The sequence below is a fragment of the Candidatus Cloacimonadota bacterium genome, from assembly GCA_019429305.1.
In the GTDB taxonomy this organism is placed as follows: Bacteria; Cloacimonadota; Cloacimonadia; order Cloacimonadales; family JAJBBL01; genus JAHYIR01.
In genome coordinates, this window is the sequence record JAHYIR010000025.1 from 1 (window position 1) to 26,893 (window position 26,893).

Here is a 26,893-nt window from a genome sequence, read left to right on the forward strand (position 1 = left end):
ACTTTGGAATGGATGGAATACATCAAGCACCTCAAGAGAACATATCCCTATCTCTTCTCGCTGGCAGTCAGAAAAAACCCGTTTAAACCTGTGGCTCCGGTAGAGATAAAGTAAGCAAAGAACACAGATGCCCCAGCGGAAGGGAAAAAATTGACAGAGAGAGGGAGAGACTAAGAGACTGAGCGAAAGCCGGAGGAAGGATAGCAAGCTCTGGAACGCTGGCTTCAGCCGGTTTATGAGTGACAATAACAACTAAAAATATTAATGTAGGGGCGACAGGTAGTCGCCCTATTGATTGAGGTAGCTGAAAAAAACTTCGGACTCTGTCCGAACAGGAAATCGGGGCGTTTCCTACTCAAAAAGGCAAGGGGAAGAGAAATGGAATATGAACCGTTGAAAAGACGTTTGAATGTTATTCTGAAGATGTTTCCCTTTACACGCAAGATCTTCTACTTTCTCTTAGATGCAGTCATTCTCCGGCAATGGTATGTCAAAAGAGCCATCCGGAATTATCTTTCTAAAAATAAACTCAACTTCTATGATGCCGGCAGCGGGTTCGGACAGTACAGTTGTTATGTTCTGAAACATTATCCTGCAGCGGAGATCCTCGCTGTTGATATCGATGAAGAAATATCAGAGGCGTTTCGTCGCTTTATTAACAAACGTTATCCAAAGCAGGTAAAAATAGAGAAAGCCGACCTGCAAAACTATATTCCCGAAAACAAACAGGATATGATCATTGCCATTGATATTCTGGAACATATTGAAGATGATCTGACTGTCTTGAAGAACTTCCGAAAAGTGATCGATGAAGAGGGGTATTTAATAATTTCGACACCTTATGCCGGTAAAGAAGCGGAATACACCGCCGAACATGTTCGTAACGGTTATACGATAGAAGAGTTGGAAGGGAAGTTGAATGAAGCCGGTTGGGAGATTCAGGAGTTTTGGTTTAGTTACGGCTTTTGGGGTAATATCGCCTGGCATCTGGGGATGAAGATCCCGTTGTCAGAGTTCAAATGCCTGTTGCGTATTTTGTTACCCTTTTATTTGTTATTGGTCTATCCCTTCGTTCTGGTAATGATGGTGCTTGATTATAATTCAAAAAACAGGAAAGGGAAGGGGATGGTTGTTGTGGCAAGAGGGATAAAAGACGAGGAAGCGAAGCAAGCATCGTCCACTGATACACACAGATTAGAAAATGATACACACAGATAAAAAAAAGACATAAAAAAATGCATTGCAGGGGCGGTTCAAGAACCGCCCTTTTTTACACAGACTGAAGTTTATGCTACAAGATAGTGTTATGCTGAGTGTTCTGCTGATTACTTCTTGCTAATGCAGCCACAAAGAAGCGATTTCCTCGGCTCAAGAACCGCCCTTTTTCATGCCCCGAAGGGGTATGAAATATGATAGCCAGACATTTTAATGTCTGGGATAAGAAATATCTAAACCCACCCGCCGCCCAAATGGAGCGGAGCTCCATTACCTGCGACTGAAGTCGCAGGCTATATTATTGCACCCAGAAAGGGTGCTATCGGAGCCAAGCAAGAGAAAATATTAACCATGGATAGACACGATTAAAAAATGATAAACACAGATAAAATGCATTGATGCACCAGCGGAAGGGAAAAAATCGACAAAGAGAGGGAGAGACTAAGAGACTGAGCGAAAGCCGGAGGAAGGATAGCAAGTCCATCGGGAGTAGAGCAAGCATCGTCCACTAATATACACAGATGAAAAGGAATGAACACGAATAAAAAAACTAGGTTTTAGTTGTCAGGTTATAGGGAGTTAGGTAAAAACAAGAATCAATGTTAGCAGGATTTAACAGACGGTGGTCGCCTTTTGTTTTAAAATTTGTAGAGGTTGTGTTGGGTTATGTAGTCTGCTACAGGTTGGGGGACAAAGGGTGAGATATCTTCGTTGTTGCTGAGTTTGTGGCGGATCATTGATGAAGAGACATCAATAGGGGTCATTTCGACGAAGATGATCTTATCAAGATAAGCAACTCCGGATAAGGAATTTTTATTAAACCCCTCTCTGGTGACGGCAACGAATGTAACATTATCCAATAGCCATTCGAATTCATACCAGGTTGCTATTTGAGCGATGTTGTCAGCACCGATAATAAAGAAAAATGAGGAGGAGGGGTATTTTTTTAGCAAACGGAGCATAAGATTTTTAGTGTAGCTCTTCTCGTTCGGGGTGTAATCTAAATTTGAAAGTTCTATAAAATCAAATGGTTTGGCAGCCAATTCGAGAAGATGCCAGCGTTCTTCATAGGGGATGATCTTCTCGGTGCCTTTGTGGGGTGGATGATAGGAAGGGACGAGGAGTACTTTATCTAAGGCAAGCTGCTCATAGACGGCTTGTGCTGCTGCCAAGTGTCCGTTATGAATAGGGTTGAAGGTACCACCTAAAATACCGATCTTCATTGAATAACCACGAATTTTATCCACGAATACACACTGATTATGCCACTAATGAACACGAATAAAACGATGCACACTAATAATGAAAATTACTTGAATAAACATCTTGTTTGGTCTTAATCCTTATCCTCAATCTTAGTCTCAACCTCAACCTCAGTCTCCGAACTGTCTGGCGTATCTGCGGGCTACGCGATTAGCTTCACGGGTGTTGGGATAGTATTCTATCAGGGTATCTACCAGAGGTTTGGCATTTTCTTTGTCTCCCCGGTTCAGATGTATCAGAGCGGCATAATAGCGAGATTTTTTGTCTAACTCGTTACGATTACCGAGCTCGATGATTTCTTCCAGATACAAGAGCGAGGCGCTGTAATCAAGGAGTTTGTAATAGATATAACCGTTGTAGAATTTCTTTTCTAAGAGAGTGTATTGTGCTTGCTGAATATACTGCAGTGCCTGATCTCTTTTAGCATCAAAGGGGAATCTGTCTAAAAAGACATTGAAGGCGTCAATAGCGGCTATAGTCTCTTGCTGACTAAGGTGAGGTGACCGTGATTGATTCATGTATGATTCACCGATCCTGAAATAGGCGATATTGATCTCCCGGAAATCGGGAAATAAACGGATCAACTCTCGGTATTCAAACACGGCATCTTCATATCTGCCCAGATAGAAAAAGGATTCTGCCAGTCTGAACTGGGCTAACGGGGTATGGATGGAACGTCTTTCAAAGACTACTTCCTGATAGTGATCAGCAGCTCTTCTATATCTGCCTTCTTCATAATAATGATTAGCAAGTTCCATTCTCTGTTCAACCGGTAGTTGTTTGCGAACCTGGTTTCTACTGCATCCTACCAGAGCAAGAATGACGATAAGGATGATTAATATTTTTTTCATTTATTCCTCGTTTGACGATTAGCTATTTTAATTAATATTCCTCTTTGATGACTGTTTCATATAGTTTAGTTGCCGCCGAAGTAGAACAGATAAGCCAATGTTCCAATAAAAGCAGAGATCAGTATCGGATCATACCAACGCATGTTGGACTCATAATTGGAAGAAACAGATGAAATGGTAATATTTTCGAAGCTCAAGATGCGGCTTTCCGGCATTTTGGTCAACTGATAAGAGAACTCAAATCTCTCTTCCTGATAATGCTTTTTGAAGATGAAAAATCCCGAACTCTTCTGTAGTATAGTCTCATCATAGGTAAGTCTAAGAATTAGTGAGTTTTCTTGTACCTGTTCGAATACCTGATACCCATCATTTATAAGTTGTTCTTTGAAGAGGCGTTCTAACTGATGAGTGAATCTGCCTGTATTAAAATCAAGAACGACCGGTAAATCTACTGGTAACTCTTGGTAAAAATGGGTAAAAACAGTTGAGGGTATCTCCTCCTCAGAGGTTACAGAATAATTATAAGTAACAGATGGAGATAATTCTTCGTCGTTGATCTGCGCTTGGATAAGACAGGGCAGAATAAGATTAAAGAGGGCTAACAGCACTACTGATGAAATGTAAAATGACCTCATTTTATCTCCTTCTGCTCAGTTAATCTTGTAATATCATGCTTTACTTAGAAATACATGGTAGGCACGATAAGTCGAATAGAGATCTGCCTTTGAGATCAACTCATAAGGTGCATGCATCCCGATCACACCGGTACCACAGTCAATAACATCGGCACCGTAAGCAGCGAGAAACTTAGCTATTGTTCCACCACCACCGACATCTACCTGTCCTAAAGCACCCATCTGCCAGTTAACCTTTTCTTTATTGAACAGATGGATCAATTTAGAGGTAAATTCAGGGTGGGCATCATTAGAGCCGGCTTTTCCACGTACTCCGGTAAATTTGGTAATACTGACTCCATAGCCCATGTGTACTGCGTTATCCTTTTCATGAACGGAGGGGAAGTTAGGGTTAATAGCCGCATTGACATCAGCAGAAAGGATCTGGCTGTTCATCAGGGTCTTACGGACTGTATAGCTATCATATTTTTCTCCGTTCTTCTTTAGTAGTTCAGCGACAAAGTCAATGAATTGGGTCGCTTTGGCACCTGTGTTACCTTCACTACCAACCTCTTCCTTGTCGGAGAAAAAGATCAGGGCAGTCTTCTGTATCAGGGCAGGGTTGGCTTTTAACAATCCTTGCAGAGAAGTATAGGAGCAAACACGATCATCATGACCGTAACCGACAATCATACTTCTATCGATACCGGCATCTCGGACTTTACCTGCGGGTACCAGTTCCAGTTCGGCACTGAGAAAATCACCTTCTGTTATTCCATACCTCTCATTAAGGATAACAAGAGCATTGAGCTTGACCGCTTCTTTGACCTTTTCGTCGGGATAAGGTATAGAGTTAAAAATAACGTTCATGTGTGATGCTTTAATGGCATCACCGATCTTCTGAGTTGCCTGATCAGCAGCTAAATGAGGAAGAAGATCGGGCATCATGAAGATTGGATCCTTTTCATCTTCACCGATAGAGATATTGACTATCTCGCCGCTTTTCTTAACTAAAACACCGTGCAAAGCGAGCGGTGTTGACATCCATTGATATTTTTTGATACCGCCATAGTAGTGGGTTCTCATCATCCCCAATTGGGTATTAGAATCTTCATAGAGCGGGTTTTGCTTCAGATCTACCCGGGGGGTATCTATATGAGGAGAGACGATATTGATCCCTTCTGAGATCGGTCTTTTACCTATTACTGCAGCAATGATATTTTTTTGCCGATAGACCTGATAGTATTTTTTTTGCTCTGATCTTTTAGTTTTTTCAATAGCACTGAACTTATTCCCTTCCAGAACTTTCTGAGAATACGAGACAGTCTCCCTTACAGTTTTACAATTAGTGAGAAATGATTTATAACCTTCGGCAAATTTCATCGCTTCCTTTTTTTCCGATTCTGTTGCCGTTTTCCAGAAATTCGTGCGTTGATATCCAAGTTTCTTTGACAATTCTTCTTTTTTAGGCATCTAATTACTCCTTTCTATTTTATCTCTATAATATTAAACTCGCGTTCACCGGCAGGGACTTTGATGAGTACCGTATCTCCCGGTTTCTTACCCAGCAGGCCTTTGCCGATCGGGGAAGCGATGGAAATGGGATGGATATTGTCTTCCGGATCTCCCACTTCATCAATCCCAACGATCTGATAATGCATTAATTCATCGTTATGTAGATCTTTGAGGGATACGATGGCTCCAAACCTGACGGCATCTTTCGGTATTTGTGCCGGGTCGAGAGCTTTCAAGCGGCTAATACGGCTTCTCAGATGATTGATCTCCTTATCTATATGTCGCTGACGTTCTTTGGCGGCATGATATTCGGCATTTTCCGACAAATCACCCATCTCACGAGCAGTGACAACCTGCTTAATGACTTCCGGACGTTCAATTGTATTTAAGTATTGTAGTCGTTCTTTTAATTTAATCAAACCTTTGATCGTGATGTAATTTAGATCCATTATTTACTCTTTTTCTTCATGGTTTTCAGACTCGTAGCAGCAGCTTTTTTGATCCGTATATTGCCGCTTTTCTGCCAGTTTTCCAGATAACCGACTATTCTATTATATGGTTCCGGTTCACTTATTGGATTAAGAGCATGGCACAAGATCTCTACAAAGACAGGATTCCTGCTTCCTTTATAGTTATCATATACCGAGAAATAAAAATCCGCATCTATTTTATAAGTTGCTTTCAGGAACTGTACACTGTTCTTTATTGTATGGGGATTGGGATAGAGCCAGCCCCTTTCCATCTTTTGGAAGATGTATTTTAGAAGAGTAGGATCGTTTTTAGCCACTTTGATGAAGAGGTTAATGATACTCTTGTGCAGGTCAGGATTATCAAGAGAAAGCCAATTGTATATAATATCGAGATATTTTTTGCTCTCTTTCTTAAAGAGCGGTACAACAGCTTTATTAAGTACAGCATTGATATCCGTAACATCCTTACTGGTAGCCAAAACTTTCTTTACATAATCGAGAAAGATAGCAGGTTTACGATGGATAGCAGTTTTCATAAGGTAAACAAAGATCTGTTTTCCATTTTCTCCTTTCTTATACCAGAGATAATCGTAAAAATTCAAGTATTGGTCCATATTCTTAGCGATCTTACTTGCCAAAATTTTGGCTACGAAGGTAATTACTTCTGAAGGGATCTTATTATCTATTCTCTTGGGATAGGCATTATAGACTATATCTATATCAAAATCACCCTGTGGTATTTTGCGAGAAACAAAATCCTCAGTATCCATTTTCAGTCGCTGTTTCCAGTCCAAAGATATCATACTATCCTCCTAAGTTCTTGGTTTCAATTATCACTTAATTAACTATTGCTATCTGACCCCGCTTCTGTTCCTTGCCCATGCGAATTATATAGATGTATATACCCGAGGAAAGAGCTCTGTTTTCATTATTAACACCGCTCCAGTGATAACTGCTGTTTAGCTCCGTTAGCGGCGAGATGGTAGAAGAATATACGGTTTCACCCGATAAAGAATAGATCCTTATTTCACCCTGTTGATTGATCGGTAAACCAATAAATTCCAAACGGCTGTGTACATTTCTGTTAAAAGGGTTGGGAGCAATCTGAACATGTTTCAAAGTAGTCATATCGGTAAGCTGGAAACGGATGATATTCTGATTATTGGGAAGAGAATTCCCAGCCAGATCCACGATATTGTTCATGGTCAGATAGTAGGGTCGATTGCTATGTTTAAGTTTCTCCCGGAAATATATTTCAAGATAATTATCATAACAATGAATATTATTGATCCTGTTTTGAGCGTCAACAAGAGGGGTTTGTAGAGTAAAATTAGCTTCATCCTGTACAATATCTGCATCGAGGTCTTTGCTGAATACTATCTCTAACATCTGATCATTAACAACACGGTGAGAGAGAACAACGGGTGCCTCCAGATCTTCTGTATAGATGAAATAGTATTGGCCATGAGGGAAGGGAACTCCCGAACGTCCTGTAAGCCCAGTTATCTCAATATAGTAATCTTCTTCCGGTTCTGATAGAGAATTGAGGAATCTGAGTAACAGACCACGCTGATTTTCTGTGTGGTTTACTGAAGATGGGCGACCTACTCCGTTATTTACATTGTAATAACCAAGATTTATGGCATCATTACTCAGTTGAACATCAAACAGAAGGCGCAATTCATTGACTTGGGTCATTCTGATGGAGAGCAATTCGGGGATTGCATAAGGAATAGCTAAACTCCACGTAGTATGTTGGCTGATATAAGGGTCATAACCATGATGGACGCTCCGAAGAGAATAATAGTACTCTTCACCCTCGATGAGGTTGTTGTCAGTATAGGTATTTGAATAGGTTGAATCAACAAGAGTAATTAGATCATCGTGTTTACGATAGATCAAATAATATTCGGCAGCACAGTAATTCCAGTCCAGCTTCACCGTATGTTCATCTACCGGCTGTGTTGTTAAACCGATAGGCGATGGAGGACCTGTAAAATTATTCAGGGTCACAAACTGGGATTTAGAATCTACTCCATCACTGTTATTGATGATCACTCCGGCTGGATAGTCTTCATGCTGCGGGATCGGAATGACATTATATGTTCTATGAGTTGAACCCCGATAGATAGGAACAAACTCACCATCTATATAATCAATGATATAAAGATAAGGTGTTAAGGCAAAGACTAATTCTAAGTTGCCATCTCCGGTCAGATCAAGGGCATTGATAGAATTTACATCATCATAATGGTCAAAAGAGAGATAACCAAGAGTTATGAAATCCTGAAAAGCCGTGTCATAACGGAAAAACTCAAAATACCAGTAGGTCTTGTTAGGATCTACTAGATCGGATTCAAAGCCACCAACACAAAACTCCGGCTGCCCGTTCCCTGTATAATCTCCAATAGATACGTGATAGAGGTTTCTTGCCGGTAATCTCGTATGCCAGATCAGACTGTCGGACACAGCATTGTAAATCTCATAAACCATAACATCACCATCGGTATCAGCAGCCAGTATGTTCATAAAACCGTTACCGTTAAGGTCTCTGGCAGCAACTCGAGGAGCAAAAGTATTGCGTTCAAAAGTTTCAGTTGTATTGAAGAGTGTGTTCTCTTGAACGAACTGAAGGTGGTTACTGGAACGACGATATAGTGTTAATACACGAGTATTTTGAAAATTTTGAACTAAAATTAGGTCATCAATACCGTTATTGTTATAATCAATGATATTGCCACCCATAGTATTGCCACTAGTCCAGAAATCAAAACTCGGATACTCTGTCTCATCAAGGGTTCCATAGAGAACTGCAGTATTACCGATCAACCCGAGAACCTCTAAACCGAAATTGTTTTCTATTCCCATATCTATAGGTAAGAAAGAATCATTATAGGTAAATTTTTCAATCATTTCTTCATAACTGAACTCGTAGATTTTCAAGTCTCCTAAGACCTGACCTTCACCAATAGACATCCCTATGAACTCTCTGAATCCGTTATCATTGATATCAAATGACTTGGGGGTAGTTATAATGGCGGGACCAACCGTTTGTTGAATAAAAGTATCTGTGGGAATTCCCGTTTTATCGAGATAAATAACATTTTCAAAGAGGGGAGTAGTATATTCTAGGCCACTAACATTAGTAGCAGTAAACTGTAGTGATATGTTTCCTTCCGGAAGATCAACCGGTAGCTGAAGAATGTGGAGAGAATCAGCATAATTACTAAAAACATTGGTTGAGTATCCTGTATTGGAATGAACAGCCATTTGCAGTGAGACATGCTGGTCAAATTCAGTAGTCACAAAATAATAAGGTATATCGGCATGATAACGTCGAATCGCAATAGGATAACCCTCTTTCAAAACCGGCGTAGATTGGTTGACATTAACCCTGAATCTTTTTTCATAGATTCCTGCTGTTATTGTTTCCAACTTAACTCTTATCAGATAATTATCATCGGGTAAGGTCGGTGGGACATAAAAATGGGCTATCAGATCATCGTGAACCTCATTATAGTAAAATGAGGGGGTATTCTGATGAGTTACCACATCTTTCCAGTCCAAAGTTGTTGGCATTTCAGCATTAGTATACATTACAGTATAGCGAAAGAAATCTGATGCAGAAACACTGCCGGTTATGTCAAAACTACCCGATAGTCCGCTATGATCATCAGGAGAGGTGACTTCGATATAGGGGACATCAGTTATAGTCAGTAATCCTTCTACATTAAGCAAACCGTGTCCAAAATAATTATCAAATCCCGGAGTTCCAAGATCTATGGCTGAAGAAAAGAGCCGTGACTTAACTTCATTAAAACTCAAACCAGGTTCCCTAGACAGAAGCAGCGCAATTGCACCCACAACAAAAGGAGCAGACATAGAAGTTCCGGAAGAGTTATAGTAGATACTATTGGCTATAGGTATATAAGTACTCAAGATGAATTCACCGGGAGCAACTATATCAAGGTCGGGGCCGAAACTGGTAAAACCTGTCAAATTGAGGAAGTTATTAACTGCACCGACAGATATAGTAGTATTCAATCTTGCCGGATACATTACCTCAGGTACTGGGGTATTACCAGCTGAAGCAACTACTATCACTCCATTATCATAGGCATATTGACAGGCATCAGCAATGATCTGGGAAAATATCGTACTTCCCCAACTGAGATTTATGACATGGGCTCCATTATCAACGGCATAGATAATAGCGGCAGCAGCGTCATCATCTTGAAGGTAACCAGCGCCGATTGTTGTCCTGAAACCGGCACGAAGGATCATCATGCTAACATTCCAGCAAATACCGGCAATGCCCTGATCATTATTAGTGGCAGCACCGATAATACCTGCAATGTGGGTACCGTGACCACTTTCATCAGTCGGGTCATTATCTTGATCGAGATAATCACCCAGAGCAATTTGTGCTAATTCAGGAGCATCGACGAAGTCCCAACCACGCCAGTCGTCAATATAACCATTGCCGGAGCTGTCTTCTCCATTAGGTGGATATTCTGCTTCATTAATCCAGATATTCTCATAAGTACTAAATTCCGGATGCTCAAACCAGAGCCCAGAATCAACAATGGCTACAATAACATTATGATTACCAATTTCATAGTGCCAAGCTTCGGGAATACGGGATAAATGGAGTGCTTGCTGGGTAAATAAAGGGTCGTTGGGAACAACATGAAACTCATTGAGATAATTGGGCTGAATATATTCAATGCCGTCAAAACGCGGGTCTTGAATCTTTAGTTCCTCCCAATCCAAGGGCTCTTCAAATCTGATAACATAGAATCTGTTTTCTAAGGAAGGGGTTATGGCTTTTATCTGTTTGACATCCTTCTGAACCAGAAAAGAATCAAATTCAGGAACATCAAGTGTATTAATCCGGGAATTACCTTTTGGTTCAGTCGTCTTGACGATCATTTCAGTGGGGGTATATCTGAAGCTATTGCCCAACAATAGAGTGTTAATAGTCAGCAGAAATACTAAACCCGGCAAAAATTTCTTCATTTCTTTCCTCTGTTGGAAACTTTTTCTATGTAACTGATTAAATTAGTTTTTGTCTCTTGTTTTTTATCAAAATTTATAGCTCAATCCGAAAGAATGAGCATCCCTTATATCATTACTAAAAGGGAGATAAGCATAGTTGAAATCTATTCTCTTAAGTTGCAAACCAATACCGGCAGTTATGTTCTGAGTATCATGATTGAAATAGTAACCGGCTCTCACATTGAATACACTGTTAATATTGGCATTGGCTCCTAACTGCACGCGAATGTTATCATCATCGGGGTGCTTAAGCATTTTAAGTTCGGTATGAATTATTGCTATATCAACCGGCAACAGGTAATTAAAAGCCAATTCTGGTGTAACGGGGAGTTTTATCCTACTCTGATTGACTTTTTGTGTCTTACCGAGATGCTTTACAGCAGCATCTACCGATAAGCCGCTGATCGGAGTGAGATAGGTCAAGCCCAGATCAAAAGCGACTCCTGTTGATGATTTGGTCTGTATTTTCTGGTAGAGAAGCATTAAGTTAATGCCGGCATAATAGTTGGGAGTTATCCGATAGGCAAAGTTACCTATAAGGTTTACATCTAAGGGATGAAATTCACCGATAATATCACCTGCTAAATCGCGAGCATCTATCTTACCATAATCTAGAGCTCGAAGCGCAAAACCGTAGGAAGTGGCTCCAGTAATTGTGTTGATAGCAATACTGTTTAATTGAGTATCAAAGATCCATAAGTTTTGCGAAACGCTTATAGCTCGGACATTTCCCACCAATCCGGCAGCAGGATGCTCAATAAAAGATCCGGCTTCGTCGGATATGGATGCTCCAGTACCCGCCATGGCAGCAATTGATGGGGAGAGCGGTATAGTAAGCATTTTCCAGCCGTAATCACTCTTAATATTTATCGGTTCGACTCCCTGCAAGGAGAGTCCGAAAATTATTATCATGACAAGTATGAGTATACTCTTCTTCATTTATCAAACTCCTTTTTGCTATAGAACTATTTTTCTACGGCAAATTTCAATGTAACGGTCTCACCTTTTGCTTTCAAGATAGCAAAATAGACACCGGTCGCTAAGCCGTTAATATCAAGAAATACCTTGTTCCTGTTATTAGTATAGGCCTGACATTCGTGAATTTCTTTAAAAATTTGTTTACCTGAGATGTCAAATATTTTCACCTCTACTGGTAGATTTTGACTGACCATTATATTGAAGTATAATACTCCACCATTTTGATAGGTTAAAGGAACCGGAAAAGCATAACAATGTTCTTTGATAAAGATCTTATCGGTTTCTAATGGATTATCCGGCAGGGGAGCAGAATAGTATGCTGAACGTTGCAGATCGCCATATTCAACAAACCAGCCCATAGCTTCTGTATCTGGATTATACGGCTGAGGATAAAAAGTATGACGGAATAGTAAACCCTGTTCGGCAGAAAGATAGATATCAATGGCATCTGCTTTGAACACCGGAAGTGGATAGTTTCGCGGTTGCTCAGGTAGCATGAGGGGATAACCATCGAGTAATTGAAACTGGTTATTCCAGATTACGAATCGATTACCTCCCAAATTGGCTATGATCTCGGAATTGCCATTACCAGTTACGTCTAAAGCGATTACTCCAAGACTCTGGGTAGTAACTTCCGGATAAGCCAGATCATCGAAGATCACCGCCGAATGTATTTCTCCATTATATCCTACAACATAGAGATTATTGCTGCTGACTAATAATATATCCAGATAACCATTGCCGGTTACATCATCTAAACTTGGGACTGATAATATTTGCTCAGAAAACTCTATAGGGAAACCGTTGCATAATGAACCATTTTCATAGAACATATAGAGTTTATAAATCTTATCTCCTTCATCTCTAGAGGATATCTGCTCGGAAGTTAAAACTATGATGTTATTTCTGTAAATGTTTTCTTCAATCTCTTCTTTAGTTAGTGGAGCTACTATTGCCGATTCGATATCCTTACTATCGAGACGTGGAAAAGAGGTGAACAGATGGCTGTATTCGATCAGATCAATAATTTGCAGTTCATAGTGGCTGTTATCATACCGCTTAGTAAAGAAAAGCAGTTCTTCACCTTTCTGAATCAAGTTCGAGGCGATCAGTCGGTTGGCAAATGTGTAAGTATAATATGAGACATACTCTTCACTATAGAGAATGACTTCTGATCTGTCTTGCACAGTATTATAGAAAGCAAAAGCAGATCGTGCTACTGAATCAATATTACTGAAAGTAATGGGGTGAGTGACCCAAACTCGATGTGGATTTTCCGGTAAGATATCAATCAATTCGTAACCAGATGGTGAGACTTTATAGTAAGCAGCCCCGTTTGATTCACTTTGTACAGGTATAATAAATGTATGGTTATCTTCTGTATAGGTGTAAAGATGTGGTATGGATTCAACATTCAAAGGGTATTGTGGTAATAATTCAAAATTTTTGAAGAGAAAAATACTTCCTGACTCAGTCGTCTGCAACAGGTAAAGATCACCAAACTCATCTTCAACTATAGCAGCCGGATAAACATCATCACCTTCGTAAGGATATTCCAATGTCCAGGGAAAATTGACGGAAAAGGTCATGATATTCAAGGAGCTGCTGATATCGAAAATCTCAAGGTCTGTCTCACCATAATAACTCTGAACAAAGGGAAGAGATATAGTTCCGTCAGCTAATTGATATTTTCCAAAGTAATCATTATGTCCTGCCCGAAAAGAGTCATAAGGTGAACCCCGCATATATATATCAAATAGACTGGAACGCAGATGCTGGATGCCATCTGCTTCCTGTAGAGTAACACCCTGATGTGCCGGATTGGCATTGATGGTATTGTATTCATAGTTCTCCCGAATAATATTCTCATCTATGTGCCAGATCAGAATTCCAGAACCATCAATCAGAGGATAGTCAGGTCCACCCAAACCGGGAAGATAAAAGTCCCATTCGCAGCCGCGATAGGTGTTCTTCATAAAATTGAATCTTGGTACATCTTCATAAGGTGGAGGATAGTAGTCCTGCTCATCCGGTGGTAAAAGCTTGAAGGTAAAATTTGGTTCGCCTTCTAATATTGAATCGTCGGGGTTTTGCTGACGGTTTTCTACTAAATAATACTCCTCATCAGAGATTGGCACTTTGTAGACCCTGGGAATTGCTAGATCTTCCGGATTAAAGGGGTATGTTAATGGGATATCATTAGCGGTCTGTCTGATAGTTACTGGCTCTGCCCAACCGGCGAATGTACGAGTCCATGCTGATAGAAATGGTGGTACAAAACCATTAGCATTCCAAACACCTGTTCCCATTGCACAAAAATTACCTGCACCGGCTGCCCTGCCCAAATTGGAAACATTGCCAAAGAGTGTCGGTAATCCCATTTGTCTGCCGAATAGATGTACCAGCAAACCGAGAATGCCATAGTTGAGATCCTCCGGATTATCGGGATGGTCATGATTAGTTGCCGAGATTACCATCTCCTGAACATAGACACCGTCATCAGTCGGTATACCTGGGAATTCGTCATTATCCGGATCTAAAACTGCCTGCATCAATCTCCTATTCATAAATGAGCTGGATATAGCATTAGGATTAGTCCCGTAAATATCTGTCTCCCTTCCTGCTCCGGCATGCATCATTATATAGGCATCATAATCGGCAAAATTGATATAGGGATCAATATAGGCGACTACATCCTGAACTAACTGTACTCTTCTTTCTAAACTGTTGGTCTGACTTCCGTAAACTGACATATTGCTGGGTAGGGTTATCAACGTATCGCATACAGTATAATTGATCTCGTAAGCTTCATAGGATGCATCCAAATAGTAGCTCTGAACGTGAAACATGAATCTCCCAATATAATCTTGCAGAGTATAATCAGGGTTAGTTAAATAATCCTGATTGGTAATGGTATCAGTAAATTTTACATCAGCAAATTCTACCATCAGGATAAGTACATCTTGGGGTAGGGAACCAATATCCCCCCTGACAGGACGAGGACTGAAAAGTTCTGAGATCACGATCTCATTCTGATCTATCATCTCCATCTCTTTTGGAGAAGGAATGATCGGTATTAACGAAGCAATACCGAAGAGAAGTATCAGCGTCAAAACTATTAAATGTTTTCCCATATTCACCTCTTGTTCTTCTTAGTAAAAAAATACCCTCTTATCGGGGAGATAAGAGGGTATTAGGAGGGCATTCTATGTAGGGTGTGAAAGCTCTACTTTACTTTTCCAGCATATACATCATTCTCGTTGCATTTGCATATGTTGAGGAATTCATAATTTGGTGCCCAGGAATCCACTTTTGATTTCTTGTTGCGGATCAGTTTTGTCCTCTTCATCTCGACATTACATACAGGACAAACGAGTTTTCCTTCTAGGCTTGTTTCGTGTGCTAATTTAGCGGCAAACGTTCGTTTCTTTGCCATTTATCCTCCTTCATACTCAATCAAGTAAATCTGCTTTTAGTATTCTGTCAAGTAATTTGACAAAAAATATCTCTAAGCTCTTTCCTGATAAGCTCCTGTCCTTGTATCTACTTTTATTAAATCACCAACTTCTATAAAAAAGGGTACTGTAAGCCGTAATCCGGTCTGCGTTCTCGCATTCTTACCACCACCGGAAGCAGTATTACCCTTTACATTTGGATCACATTCAGTGACTTCCATGATGACTGAGGTGGGCAATTCTATACCTACCATTTCTCCATCTTTAGAAGTCTTCATTACTACTTCTGTGTTCTCCACCAGAAAACGATCAAGTTCTCCGATTGTTTCAGAAGGTATATTTATTTGCTCATAGGTGTCATTATCCATGAAAACAAAAAAATCACCGTCATGATATAGATATTGCTTCTTTGATTTTTCAATTCTAACTTCGGTCAGTTTCTCACTGATCCGGAAGTTATTTTCCAAAACCTGACCAGATTTTATATTTCTTAACTTAGTGCGAACAAATGTGTTTCCCTTGCCCGGTTTAACGTGCAAGAATTCCACGATCTCATATATTCCATCTTTAAATTCTATCATCATTCCATTGCGAATATCAGATGTTGTTGCCATATTTGTAACCTATCCTTAATTATACTATGCTAAGACACTTTTTTGACCTCTGAATCTTTGACAAGAAAAAAAATAACCACGGAGACAGGGAGATAGTCGAGCGGAAGATAGAGCGAAGAAGTGAGTAGGCAGTAAATACTAAGTAGTAAGTAGCAAAAGTCGACTTCCAATGTTCTTGCTATCCTTCCCTCTGGTTTTCTCCCCCTTGCCCCTCGTCTTGCTATCCTTCTGTAGGCTTTTCCTCCCTTTAGCTTTACCCCGACATCACCCTGAGTGTAGCGATGGGTGACATAATATAGCCTGCGACTTCAGTCGCAGGTAATGGAGCTCTGCTCCATTTGGGTGGCGGGTGGGTATAGATGGTCTTTATTCCAGACACTGAAGTGTCTGGCTATCTTATATCATACCCCTTCGGGGCATTTAATTCCTTCTTGTTATCCTTCCTCCGGCTTTATCTCCATCGCTCAGTCTCTTCCTCGTCTTTTAATCTGTGTTCATTTGTGGACAATGATGGCTCTACTTCCAATGGACTCGCGATTCCCCTTTTTTGTTTGACAAAAAACCTCTTTTTTTTGATATGGAAACACGCGTGGGTGATTAGCTCAGCTGGTTAGAGTGCTACGTTGACATCGTAGAGGTCACAGGTTCGAGTCCCGTATCACCCACCATTTTTTTTGGAGGACATCTTTAAGAGGTTGTTTCATGGATGATACTAAAAAAAAACACAAAGAACGGTTACGAATCCGCTATTGTCAGGATGGTTTAGCTGGTTTTCATAATTATGAAGTATTAGAACTTATCTTATCTTATTCTCTTATCCAGAAAGATACCAAACAAATCGCCAAGGAACTGATTAATGAATTCGGTTCTCTTATAGGAGTCATCAACGCACCGGTTGAAAAACTCATCAAAATAGAGGGTTTGGGAGAACGGACTGTCGTATTATTGAAACTTTTTAGAGATACAATGACCTACGCGTTGCGGGAGAATATCACCAAACAGATATGTATAACCTCTTGTCACGACGTTTATAATTATCTAAAACATTATTATAAGGGAAAACAGAACGAAGAGTTCAAGGTATTATATCTAAATTCTCGCAATTATATAATCACCGAAGAGACACTTTTCCGGGGTACTGTCAACGAAGCAAAGATATATATCAGGACACTCTTGCAGAATGTTATCAAGAATGGAGCGACTGCGATCATTGTTGTCCATAATCACCCAGGAGGAACTCTCAAAGCATCGGAAGAGGACATCATGATAACCGAGAAAATTAAGAAGGTCTTGACATTTATTGATGTCAAAGTACTGGATCATATTATTGTAGGCGATAATGACTATATCTCACTTGCTAACGAAAGAATGATCTAAAGGAAGTAAAATGAAGTATCGAGTTGGTTTTTGTCAATTTAAGCCGAAGCTTTTTGCTATAGAAAAGAATTTGCAGAAATTGTCGGATATGCTCAATAAAACAAAAGCAGATTTGATAGTACTGCCGGAATTAGCTGTTTCTGGTTATGTTATCAATACGAAAGAGGAGCTTCATAAGATTGCCGAAGAGGTTAAAACGAGTAAAACCATTGAGATGTTTCGTGAACTGGCACGCAAAAAAAATACCAGTTATGTGGTTGGTTTTGCTGAGAAAGAAGGGAAGAAGTTTTTTAATTCTGCCTTTCTGATAAATCCCGAAGGTGAACTCACTGTTTATCGTAAAACTCATCTTTTTAATCGGGAGAAGCAGATTTTTACCCCTGGTGATACAGGACTTATGGTCAGTAAAGCTAAAGGTGATGTCAAAGTGGGTTTGATGGTCTGTTTTGACTGGATCTTTCCCGAGTCAGCCAGAACACTGACTCTTATGGGTGCTGAAGTTATCTGCCATCCAGCAAACCTCGTGCTTCCCTGGTGTCAGCAGGCGATGGTAACCAGATCCATCGAGAACAGAGTTTTCACTATCACAGCGAATCGGGTTGGAACAGAAAGAAACGGTGATGTTGAGATGGTCTTTACCGGACAGAGTCAGGTTACTAATCCATACGGAGAAGTAATGAAAAGATTTAATCTGGTCGAAGAGGGGGTCTTTGTGACAACTATCAATCCGGAACATGCCCGTAATAAATGGGTGACCGATTTCAATCACATCCTTGAAGACCGACGCCCGGAGTTTTATAAATAACTCCTACCACGAAAGATACTGATCAAAAGGAATGAACACAGATAAAAGAATAGGTTTTAGGTGTTAGGGATTAGGAAAAAAGAATAGAACACGGATTGAACTGAAAAATAAAGATTTTACGGATGTAATTTAGAATTAGTAGTACTGTGTCATCCTGAGTGTTCTCCACCATAATGGATTGCTTCATCAATGTGGCTTTCAATTTTGGTGGAGAATGTATAGAAGGATTAATCATAGAAACGGATAAAAGAATAGGTTTTAGGGAATAGGAGAAAAATAAAGGAATAGAACACCGATCTAAAGGAAAAAGAAGGTCAAACGGATAAAAAGGAAAAAGTGTAAGAGATTATTGGAACGCTGACTTTCGCTCACTCTCTTCCTCATTTTTTTCTCTTCCGCTGGGGCGTCTCAATCTTTTTTCTGTGCACTCTGTGTCTCCGTGGTTAATAATTGCTTGCTTTGCTACCAATGGACTTGCTATCCTTCCTCTGGAGTATCTCATTTTCTTTTACTCCTTGTCCTCTGTGTCTTTGTGTTCAATCATCAATAGGAAATAAATTGACGGAAAAGCCCTCTCTTTCGACGATAATTCTAAACGAAATAAAGGAATAGAAATGAATTACGAACATCTCTTCGGTCCTGTGCCATCCCGACGGTTGGGGGTATCATTAGGTGTAGATATCGTTCCCTTTAAATACTGTTCAATGAACTGTATCTATTGCGAGATTGGCAGAACTACCAATCTGACCATGAGACGTGATGAATATGTCCCCTTTGACGAAGTAAGAAAGGAATTGAACGATTATTTGTCATCGAATCCGGAATTAGACTACATAACATTTTCCGGAGCCGGAGAACCCACCTTGAACAGCCGCATAGGCGCTATGGTCAGTTTTATTAAGAAAGAGTATCCGAAGTACAAATTAGCTCTGATAACGAATAGTTCCCTTTTACCTGATACACATTTAAGAAAAGAGATCAGAGATATAGATCTGATATTGCCCTCACTTGATGCAGTTACCCAGGAAGTTTTTGAGAAGATTAACCGACCTTGCCCTGCATTAAAAACAGCTGATATCGTAAAGGGACTGATCGCTTTTCGTCAGGAAAGTGATGCAGAGATGTGGCTGGAGATCTTTTTTCTACCCGGAATCAATGATCATGCAACAGAGGTTTCATTGCTCAAAGAAACAGTTCAGAGAATAAATCCACATCGTGTACAGTTAAACAGTTTGGATAGACCTGGCACAGAACGCTGGCTAATCAAAGAACCTCAAAATAAACTGGAGCAGATTGCTCAATTTCTAAAACCTCTCCCAGTCGAGATTATAAGCCGCAAAACAGTGGATATGGTTTTTCCGGAGATAGATCAACAACTGGAAGATAAACTTATCTCTACCATTAAACGAAGACCTTGTACTGCCGATGACATGGCAAAGATTCTTCATCTTCATATTGATGAAGTAGCCAAATATCTTCATCATTTAGCTAAAAAAGGGGTTATTACAGCGACTGAGCAGGAGACAGGAGTTTTCTATAGTTTAAATGATAAGGAATAGCTATGAAACCGATATATCTTGATTTTAATGCCACTACACCTCTTGCCGAAGAGGTGATGGATCTGATGAAAGAGGCAATGCAGGAGGACTTCGGAAATCCTTCCAGCACCCATTATTACGGTTTACATGCTAAAGAGAGGGTTGAAAAGGCACGTGAACATGTTGCCCGGCTTATTGGTTGCTATAATGATGAGATTATTTTCACATCAGGAGGAACTGAAGCCAACAATCTGGCAATTCAGGGTATTGTCTATGCTCATCGGCGTAAAGGGAATCATATCATTACCAGTCAAATAGAGCATCCAGCTGTAATGGAGGTCTGTCGCCATCTGGAGGAAGGTAATTTTCGGATAACCTATCTCCCTGTTGATGAGAATGGCATTGTTATCCTTGATGCCCTTAGAGAAGCAATAACTCCGGAAACAATTCTGATCACGATCATGCATAGCAACAACGAAACAGGTTCTCTGCAACCAATAGCTGAGATTGGAGAAATTGCCGAAAAACATAAAATTATCTTTCACACCGATGCAGCTCAATCTGCCGGTAAAGTAGAGTTAGATGTCAAAGAACTGAAAGTTAACCTCCTTTCACTGGCTGGCCATAAATTCTATGCCCCTAAAGGTGTGGGTGCTCTCTTTATCAAGAGAGGCACAGAAATAGTCAAAACGATGCATGGTGCCGAACACGAAAGGCATCTCCGCCCTGGTACTGAAAATGTCGTTGCTATCACTGGAATTGGCAAAGCAGCTGAGATCGCTTTTCGCGATCTGGAGAAGAATAGCAGCAGGATGAGAGAGATGCGGGATAGTTTACAGCAAAGTATTACCCCAAAGCTGGCAAAAGCCGGTATTGACCAGAAGTTGATTAAACTGAACGGACATGATGAGTTACGGCTCCCTAACACTCTCAATCTTAGTTTTTACAGAGTAGATGCCGGAACTCTCCTCTCTGTGATCGGCGATCAGATTGCTCTCTCAGCAGGAGCGGCTTGTCATTCAGACAGAATAGAGGTCTCTTACGTGCTGGAAGCCATGAAAGTTCCCGTTGATTTTGCTATGGGAACGATTAGATTCTCCACAGGTCGAAATACTACAAAAGATGAGATTGACCGGGCTGCAGAGATAATGATCAAAAACCTGCAACCATTAATGACCCAATCTTCAGAACCAATAATAATTGCCGAAGAACAGGAAGAGATCAAACTGACCAAATATACTCATGGGCTTGGCTGTGCTTGTAAAATCCAACCTTCTGTATTGGAGAAAGTACTGCGGGAACTCCCTGTTCTGAATGATCCCAATGTTCTCGTTGGTCCGGAAAGTTCTGACGATGCTGCTATCTATAAACTCGACGAAGAGCGAGCTCTTGTACTAACTACCGACTTCTTTACCCCGATAGTTGACGAACCCTTCCATTTTGGAGCTATAGCTGCTGCTAATGCATTGAGCGATATCTATGCCATGGGTGCTAACCCCCTTTTTGCCCTGAATATTGTTGGGTTTCCAATTAACAGATTACCCGTTTCTGTATTATCAGATATCCTCAAGGGTGCTGCCAGTAAGACCAATGAAGCTGGGATACCTATCCTCGGTGGGCACACGATTGAAGATCCGGAACCCAAATACGGACTCGTCGTAGCTGGAATTGTAGAAATTGATAAGATACTCACCAATAAAGATGCTCAAGAAGGGGATGTCTTGATCTTAACCAAGCCGATAGGAACTGGTATTATAACCACAGCCATGAAAAGGGGTATTGCTTCCGAAGAGCAAAAGAGATCAGCCATTGAGAACATGAGCTCTCTCAACAAGCAAGCAGCTGAGATCTTAAGGCAATATGAGATTCATAGCTGTACTGATGTTACAGGTTTTGGACTACTTGGTCATCTCTCGGAAATGACCAGAGGAAGTGAAATGAATGCTGAGATCTATCTTGAAAAAGTTCCCCAGTTACCAGGACTTCGGGAACTACTCAGTCGCAACTCTCTTCCCGGCGGGACTACTAACAATAAAAACCATTATGAAAATTTTGTTAAATTTGCTTCAACTATTTCCGAGACCGAAAAGCTCATCCTCTTCGATGCTCAGACCTCCGGTGGACTGCTCGTTGCCCTTCCCTCTAAAATGACAGAACAAGCCATCGACGCCTGTCAGAAAGCAGGGATAAACTCCGCTGCCATTATCGGTAAGATCACCAGCAAAGGAACCGGCGAGATCACCGTTAAATAATTTCTTCCCATCTTGCTTCTCTACCAATGGACTTGCTATTCTTCCACTGGTTTTCTACTTACTACATACTACTTAGTACTTACTTCTTTTTTTCGCACCCTTTCTCACTCTCTCCCTCGATTTTTCTCCCGCTGATGAATCCGTGTTTATTCTTTTTTAATCTGTGCGTATTAGTGGTCCAATGCTTGCTCTGCTCCCAATGGACTTGCTATTCTTCCACAGGTTTTCTACTTACTTAATACTAAATAGTATTTACTTCTTTCCTCTCCCTCGGATTTTCCCTCTGTGTGTATCTGTGGTTTTATATTTTAAAAAATCAGCGTGATCTGCGTGTAATTTTTTAAGGGATAAAGTAACAAAAAAATAAATCAAAAAAAGCTTGACATCTGAACGCTATTCTATTATCCGTAACATTGAATGTGTATCTTTATATTGGAGATTAAGAAAAATGAAGAAACTTTTAGCTAATTTTACGGGAGAACTGACACTTTCAAAATCTACTTATATTGTAACTAATCCCGTAATAAAAGAGCTTTCAGATAGAAAAAGAAATCATAAATCGTTAACCGTTTTTTAAGAATTAATTTGGAGGTTTAAAATGAAAAGGACATGTTTGTTGATTTTGGTTGTTTTAATAGCAACCGGTTTACTTTGGAGTCAAACTGTAGTTGACATTGCCCTTAACGGTGACTTTGAAAACTGGACAGAAGGACTGCCTGATCATTGGTACGGACCAAGATCAAGCATTGGAACTACTAATGTTAATGAATATACTACGTCAGCATATTCAGGAACAACTTCTTGCCAACTTGTTAGGGCATCTACATCTCATGCAAGATTTACAACCGAGCCATTTTCAATATTAGCTGACACAGAATATACAGTAACATATTATGCAAGAGGTAAGGGTGATATCAGAAATGCTTTTTATCGCAATGGAGCATATTCCGCATATTCTGCATATACAATTCTTGATACTGATGATTGGACAGAAATCGTCTGGACTTTTCAGTTTGGAACTGCTGTAGATGATGTTGAAGTAATTTTTTCTGTGGTGAATACCGATGAAGTAAGAGATCATATTCAAATTGATGCAGTAACTATTACTTACATTGAACCTGAAGGTGCAGTACTTTATGCCAGCCCAAATGAGCTTGCCGGTTTAGATTATATGGAAGGTGAAGGTCCCTCAACAGCACAATCATTTGAGCTATCAGGAACAAATCTTGATGGAACAGACGTGACAATTACTCCTCCAGCTAATTTCTCAGTATCAGTCACTTCATTGCCTGCATATGATGGATTACCAACAATGATTGATGTTCAACTTGATGCCGGATTAGCAGTTGGTGTATATTCTGGAGACATAACTATCAGTGGAGGTGGAGCAGATCCGATAACTGTAGCTGTTAGTGGTGAAGTTTTACCAATGGCTGAACCATTTGCTATTCCCTATTTTAATGCTTTCAGATCTCAAGCTGATGTAGATTTGGCATTAATTCATGGGTTTACTATCGAAAATTATGCTATTACTACTTATCTGCGACTCATAGCTATAGGTAGTTATGTAGAAACACCTCTTATTGATTTTACTCAATACGATGCTTTAGAGGTTACCTTTTTCTTAGCAACTTATGGTGGTTCATTAGGACAAACAGTTTCTCTTATGGTATCAAATAATGGTGGAATTGATTACGATGTAATTGCTACTTTTTCACCAACTTCAACAACTTATGAAGAGTGTTCTGCAATAATAGATTTGACTGGTCCATATAATGTTACAGAAGGTAGATTAAAAATGGAAATGACAGCTGGTGGTGGCAGTACTCGTTTCCAAGATTTGAGCATTTATATAGCAACCATGCTACCTGTTGCTACACCAGTATTTGATCCGGTAGGAGGCGAATATTATTCACCACAAACTGTCTCCATTTCAACAGCAACTTTAGACGCTTCGATCGAATATAGCTATGAATCTGCAGATGGACCTTGGACACCATATACAGGTGATCTATACATTGATGAAACAAAAACTGTATGGGCTTATGCTTACAAAGACGGAATGTTAAATAGTTCTGTTGCCTCAGCAACTTATACTTTCCCGGCTAATGCTACCATACCTTATCAAGAGACTTTCGATAGTGATTTAGGTGAATGTTATGTTTACAGTGTTTCAGGAAACACAAGATTCTGGAACTGGGGTTCTTTCGGTGGAAACGGATATGCCTTAATGAATGGTTATGGTTCTACTACTTTAGAAGAAGATTGGTTGATCTTACCGGGTATCAATACAGATGACTATGATCCATTGATGATGACTTTTGATACTGCTTATAATTTTGGTGCAGAAGAGATTGAGGGCGACTTTTATCTGAAATTAATGTATTCAACCGATTATCTCGGTTTAGGTAGTCCAGCATCTGCTAACTGGCAAGAAATACCATTTACAAAACCTGCTAGTGGTAGTTATACCTGGCAATCTTCCGGTGTAATTAACTTACCGGAGGTTACAGGAATTATCTGGTTAGGCTTTAAATATTATTATTCATCAAGTTACAGAGCTTGGCAGGTTGACAACATCAATATTGAAGTAGCACCGGAAATTCCACAAGTAGCTACCCCAACGTTCAGTCCGTTAGGTGGCACCTATTATGAACCACAAACAGTAACGATAACAACGATTACTGATAATGCAACAGTTTATTATCGCTATGATATAGAAGATCCTTGGAACGAATACCTGAGTGAATTATATATTGAAGAATCCACAACAATCTGGGCTTATGCAGCGAAAGCAGGAATGCTGGATAGTGAAATTGTTACAGCTACTTATATTATCACTGAACCACCGGTTGAACCTGAATTGATCTCTTACTGGAATTTCAATAATCCTCCGGCATCAGGTAATTGGCCACAACCAATTTTACCTTATATAGGTCCCGGCGAGATCATCTATACCTTTACTGAAGCTGTTTCATTTGCAGGAACAATTCTTAATGGAATTGAAGGAGAGGTTTCCGGAGGCTCTTTTGTACCTCGTCCTCATACAGATTTGATCAATAATGGAGAGCACTTTGATATTATTGTTCCCACAACAGGTTATGAAGACATTGTTTTATCTTATGCTACTCAAAGAACTGCAACCGGTTTTAATAGTCAGCAAGTATTGTATTCAATCAATGGTATCGATTTCATAGAAATAGTTACTTTTACCGATATACCCACTAGTTGGGCTGTTCGTACCGTTGATTTCTCAGAAATAGCAGAAGTAAATGACAACCCTTACTTCATCATCAGAATAGTACTTGATGGTGGTACAGGAACTACTGGTAATAACCGATTTGATAATATCAGGATTATGGGTTTTGAAATTGATGAACCACCACTACCTGTAGTTCTTTCATCATTTACAGCTAACTGGTTAGCCGGTGAATTTGTTGAATTGCAGTGGATAAGTGAGACTGAGAGCAACATGCTCGGCTATAATGTTTATCGCAACATCGATAATTCACTCATTGAATCTGAGAAGATCAATCCGACAGTTATTCCAGCATATAATACTTCCAATCAGCAAGTTTACAATTATGTTGATGAGGATGTAATCCCTGAAGTTACTTATTACTACTGGTTACAGATTGTAGATCTTGATCTGACACACAATTTCTACGGACCTGTTTCGATTCTCACTGGTTGGGGAGATGATCCTGGTACACCTCCGGGTATTGAATATGTCACGAGATTGCACGGTGCTTATCCAAACCCATTCAATCCGGGTACCAATATCCGTTACGAACTGGCAGAGCCGGCTTCTGTAACTATCGTCATCTATAACGCCAGAGGTCAATATGTTGCAACTTTGGATCAAGGCTTGCTCGATAAGGGTATACATAGTCTGTTCTGGAATGGCTTGGATGAGAAAGGTAATGCCACAACATCAGGTATTTATTTCTATCATTTCAGGACTTCTAGCGGATACGAGAAATATGAAAAGATGATGTTGTTGAAATAAACGACATTCATAGATAATATATGAAAAAGGCAGACCATTTGGTCTGCCTTTTTTTGTAGTTTTGGTAACCACGGAGGCACAGAGAGCACAGAGGAAAAGAGAAATATAAAGATGCTCCAGCGGAAGGATTAACAAGACGAGGGAGCGAAGATGCGAGTAGGTACTAAGTAGTATGTAGGCAAACCAGTGGAAGGAAAAATTTGACAGAGAGAGGGAGAGACTAAGGGACTGAGCGAAAGCCAGCATTCCGATAACTTCATACACTTTCTCTTAATACATAGTTTTTCCGTTTAATCAATTTTTACCGTCAAATCCGTGTTCTATTGTCTTCATGCTAGTCGTTCCGCTGAGGCATCAATATTTTTTTAATTTGTGTTCATCTTTTTCTAAATCTGTGTCCATTAGTGGACGATACTTGCTCTGCTTCCAATGGACTTGCTATCCTTATTTTGGCTTTTTATTAGTAGCTAGTAACTTTTTCTCTTGCTTCTACTAACGCTGGGGTATCAGTGTTAATCGTTTTTTCATCTGTGTTAATCCGTGGTTCAATGCTTGCTCTGCTTCTAATTGAATTTCCTTGACATCTCCTTCTCAATGAAAGAGTTACAACAACAGTTCAACAAGATCAATGGAAACAAAGATGATAAAATACAATTATGATGTCATAGTGGTTGGAGCCGGTCATGCCGGAGTTGAAGCTGCATTAGCTTCTGCTCGAATGGGTGCTCGTACTCTGCTCTTTGTCATTAAATATGAAAGTATCGGACGGATGTCCTGCAACCCCTCTATTGGTGGACCAGCCAAAGGGCACATGGCGCGTGAGATAGATGCCCTCGGTGGTGAGATGGGGAGAATCGCCGATCTGACAGGTATCCAGTT

General features: G+C 40.1%; 18 protein-coding genes and 1 tRNA gene. 8 read left to right on the top strand and 11 right to left on the bottom strand.

The genetic code is table 11. The annotated features are described in order from the left end of the window. Nucleotides 1-378 precede the first annotated feature (378 nt). Nucleotides 379-1,218, top strand: a complete 840-nt coding sequence (locus tag K0B81_08285; protein MBW6516591.1) for a class I SAM-dependent methyltransferase — start codon at nt 379-381, stop codon at nt 1,216-1,218. A gap of 635 nt (nt 1,219-1,853) precedes the next feature. Here K0B81_08285 and nadD read toward each other — a convergent pair. The 11 genes from nadD to efp all read right to left on the bottom strand — a co-directional run bounded on the left by nadD (nt 1,854) and on the right by efp (nt 16,033). Beyond that, nucleotides 1,854-2,462: a nicotinate-nucleotide adenylyltransferase gene (gene nadD / locus K0B81_08290; protein MBW6516592.1), complete on the bottom strand. Its 609-nt coding sequence runs from the start codon at nt 2,460-2,462 to the stop codon at nt 1,854-1,856. Nucleotides 2,463-2,588: 126 nt separating this feature from the next. Continuing rightward, a complete protein-coding gene (gene bamD / locus K0B81_08295) occupies nt 2,589-3,329 on the bottom strand; it encodes an outer membrane protein assembly factor BamD (protein ID MBW6516593.1) in 741 nt (246 codons plus the stop codon). Nucleotides 3,330-3,394: 65 nt separating this feature from the next. Beyond that, nucleotides 3,395-3,964, bottom strand: a complete 570-nt coding sequence (locus tag K0B81_08300; protein MBW6516594.1) for a hypothetical protein — start codon at nt 3,962-3,964, stop codon at nt 3,395-3,397. A gap of 33 nt (nt 3,965-3,997) precedes the next feature. Beyond that, on the bottom strand, nt 3,998-5,416 hold the full coding sequence (locus K0B81_08305; GenBank protein MBW6516595.1) for an aminopeptidase: 1,419 nt from the start codon (nt 5,414-5,416) through the stop codon (nt 3,998-4,000). A 14-nt stretch (nt 5,417-5,430) separates the two neighbouring features. Further along, nucleotides 5,431-5,907 (bottom strand): transcription elongation factor GreA, encoded by a 477-nt coding sequence (gene greA, locus K0B81_08310; protein ID MBW6516596.1) that lies wholly within the window; start codon nt 5,905-5,907, stop codon nt 5,431-5,433. Beyond that, entirely contained in the window at nt 5,907-6,731 is an 825-nt protein-coding gene (locus K0B81_08315) for a hypothetical protein (GenBank protein ID MBW6516597.1), read from the bottom strand. Before K0B81_08315 ends, greA begins: the two co-directional genes overlap by 1 nt. A gap of 34 nt (nt 6,732-6,765) precedes the next feature. Further along, on the bottom strand, nt 6,766-10,947 hold the full coding sequence (locus K0B81_08320) for a S8 family serine peptidase (GenBank protein ID MBW6516598.1): 4,182 nt from the start codon (nt 10,945-10,947) through the stop codon (nt 6,766-6,768). Nucleotides 10,948-11,013: 66 nt separating this feature from the next. Next, nucleotides 11,014-11,925 (bottom strand): PorV/PorQ family protein, encoded by a 912-nt coding sequence (locus K0B81_08325; GenBank protein ID MBW6516599.1) that lies wholly within the window; start codon nt 11,923-11,925, stop codon nt 11,014-11,016. Between the two features lie 26 nt (nt 11,926-11,951). After that, nucleotides 11,952-15,098: a T9SS type A sorting domain-containing protein gene (locus K0B81_08330; GenBank protein MBW6516600.1), complete on the bottom strand. Its 3,147-nt coding sequence runs from the start codon at nt 15,096-15,098 to the stop codon at nt 11,952-11,954. Nucleotides 15,099-15,190: 92 nt separating this feature from the next. Then, nucleotides 15,191-15,400 (bottom strand): hypothetical protein, encoded by a 210-nt coding sequence (locus K0B81_08335; protein ID MBW6516601.1) that lies wholly within the window; start codon nt 15,398-15,400, stop codon nt 15,191-15,193. Between the two features lie 72 nt (nt 15,401-15,472). Then, on the bottom strand, nt 15,473-16,033 hold the full coding sequence (gene efp / locus K0B81_08340; protein ID MBW6516602.1) for an elongation factor P: 561 nt from the start codon (nt 16,031-16,033) through the stop codon (nt 15,473-15,475). A gap of 591 nt (nt 16,034-16,624) precedes the next feature. On the opposite strand from efp, the gene K0B81_08345 reads away from it, so the two are divergent. The 7 genes from K0B81_08345 to K0B81_08375 all read left to right on the top strand — a co-directional run. After that, nucleotides 16,625-16,701 (top strand) — tRNA-Val (locus K0B81_08345). A gap of 34 nt (nt 16,702-16,735) precedes the next feature. Beyond that, complete coding sequence (gene radC, locus K0B81_08350) at nt 16,736-17,410, top strand: DNA repair protein RadC (protein ID MBW6516603.1); 675 nt, start codon at nt 16,736-16,738, stop codon at nt 17,408-17,410. A gap of 10 nt (nt 17,411-17,420) precedes the next feature. Then, nucleotides 17,421-18,215: a beta-ureidopropionase gene (locus K0B81_08355; GenBank protein MBW6516604.1), complete on the top strand. Its 795-nt coding sequence runs from the start codon at nt 17,421-17,423 to the stop codon at nt 18,213-18,215. Between the two features lie 614 nt (nt 18,216-18,829). Beyond that, nucleotides 18,830-19,774 carry a radical SAM protein gene (locus K0B81_08360; protein MBW6516605.1) on the top strand — a complete coding sequence of 315 codons (945 nt, stop codon included), beginning with the start codon at nt 18,830-18,832 and terminating at the stop codon, nt 19,772-19,774. Nucleotides 19,775-19,776: 2 nt separating this feature from the next. Next, nucleotides 19,777-22,005, top strand: a complete 2,229-nt coding sequence (selD, locus tag K0B81_08365) for a selenide, water dikinase SelD (GenBank protein MBW6516606.1) — start codon at nt 19,777-19,779, stop codon at nt 22,003-22,005. A gap of 598 nt (nt 22,006-22,603) precedes the next feature. Continuing rightward, the gene (locus tag K0B81_08370; protein MBW6516607.1) at nt 22,604-26,014 is read left to right on the top strand and encodes a chitobiase/beta-hexosaminidase C-terminal domain-containing protein; all 3,411 of its coding nucleotides are present in this window, start codon (nt 22,604-22,606) and stop codon (nt 26,012-26,014) included. Nucleotides 26,015-26,642: 628 nt separating this feature from the next. Beyond that, nucleotides 26,643-26,893, top strand: a 251-nt coding sequence (locus K0B81_08375) for an FAD-dependent oxidoreductase (protein ID MBW6516608.1), incomplete at its 3' end; no start/stop codon positions are given.

Bases quoted from the DNA above. Each gene is read 5' to 3' on its own strand.
- K0B81_08285 (MBW6516591.1), top strand. From the start codon at position 379: ATGGAATATGAACCGTTGAAAAGACGTTTGAATGTTATTCTGAAGATG.
- bamD (MBW6516593.1), bottom strand. From the start codon at position 3,329: ATGAAAAAAATATTAATCATCCTTATCGTCATTCTTGCTCTGGTAGGA.
- K0B81_08300 (MBW6516594.1), bottom strand. From the start codon at position 3,964: ATGAGGTCATTTTACATTTCATCAGTAGTGCTGTTAGCCCTCTTTAAT.
- K0B81_08305 (MBW6516595.1), bottom strand. From the start codon at position 5,416: ATGCCTAAAAAAGAAGAATTGTCAAAGAAACTTGGATATCAACGCACG.
- greA (MBW6516596.1), bottom strand. From the start codon at position 5,907: ATGGATCTAAATTACATCACGATCAAAGGTTTGATTAAATTAAAAGAA.
- K0B81_08315 (MBW6516597.1), bottom strand. From the start codon at position 6,731: ATGATATCTTTGGACTGGAAACAGCGACTGAAAATGGATACTGAGGAT.
- K0B81_08320 (MBW6516598.1), bottom strand. From the start codon at position 10,947: ATGAAGAAATTTTTGCCGGGTTTAGTATTTCTGCTGACTATTAACACT.
- K0B81_08325 (MBW6516599.1), bottom strand. From the start codon at position 11,925: ATGAAGAAGAGTATACTCATACTTGTCATGATAATAATTTTCGGACTC.
- K0B81_08330 (MBW6516600.1), bottom strand. From the start codon at position 15,098: ATGGGAAAACATTTAATAGTTTTGACGCTGATACTTCTCTTCGGTATT.
- K0B81_08335 (MBW6516601.1), bottom strand. From the start codon at position 15,400: ATGGCAAAGAAACGAACGTTTGCCGCTAAATTAGCACACGAAACAAGC.
- efp (MBW6516602.1), bottom strand. From the start codon at position 16,033: ATGGCAACAACATCTGATATTCGCAATGGAATGATGATAGAATTTAAA.
- radC (MBW6516603.1), top strand. From the start codon at position 16,736: ATGGATGATACTAAAAAAAAACACAAAGAACGGTTACGAATCCGCTAT.
- K0B81_08355 (MBW6516604.1), top strand. From the start codon at position 17,421: ATGAAGTATCGAGTTGGTTTTTGTCAATTTAAGCCGAAGCTTTTTGCT.
- K0B81_08360 (MBW6516605.1), top strand. From the start codon at position 18,830: ATGAATTACGAACATCTCTTCGGTCCTGTGCCATCCCGACGGTTGGGG.
- selD (MBW6516606.1), top strand. From the start codon at position 19,777: ATGAAACCGATATATCTTGATTTTAATGCCACTACACCTCTTGCCGAA.
- K0B81_08370 (MBW6516607.1), top strand. From the start codon at position 22,604: ATGAAAAGGACATGTTTGTTGATTTTGGTTGTTTTAATAGCAACCGGT.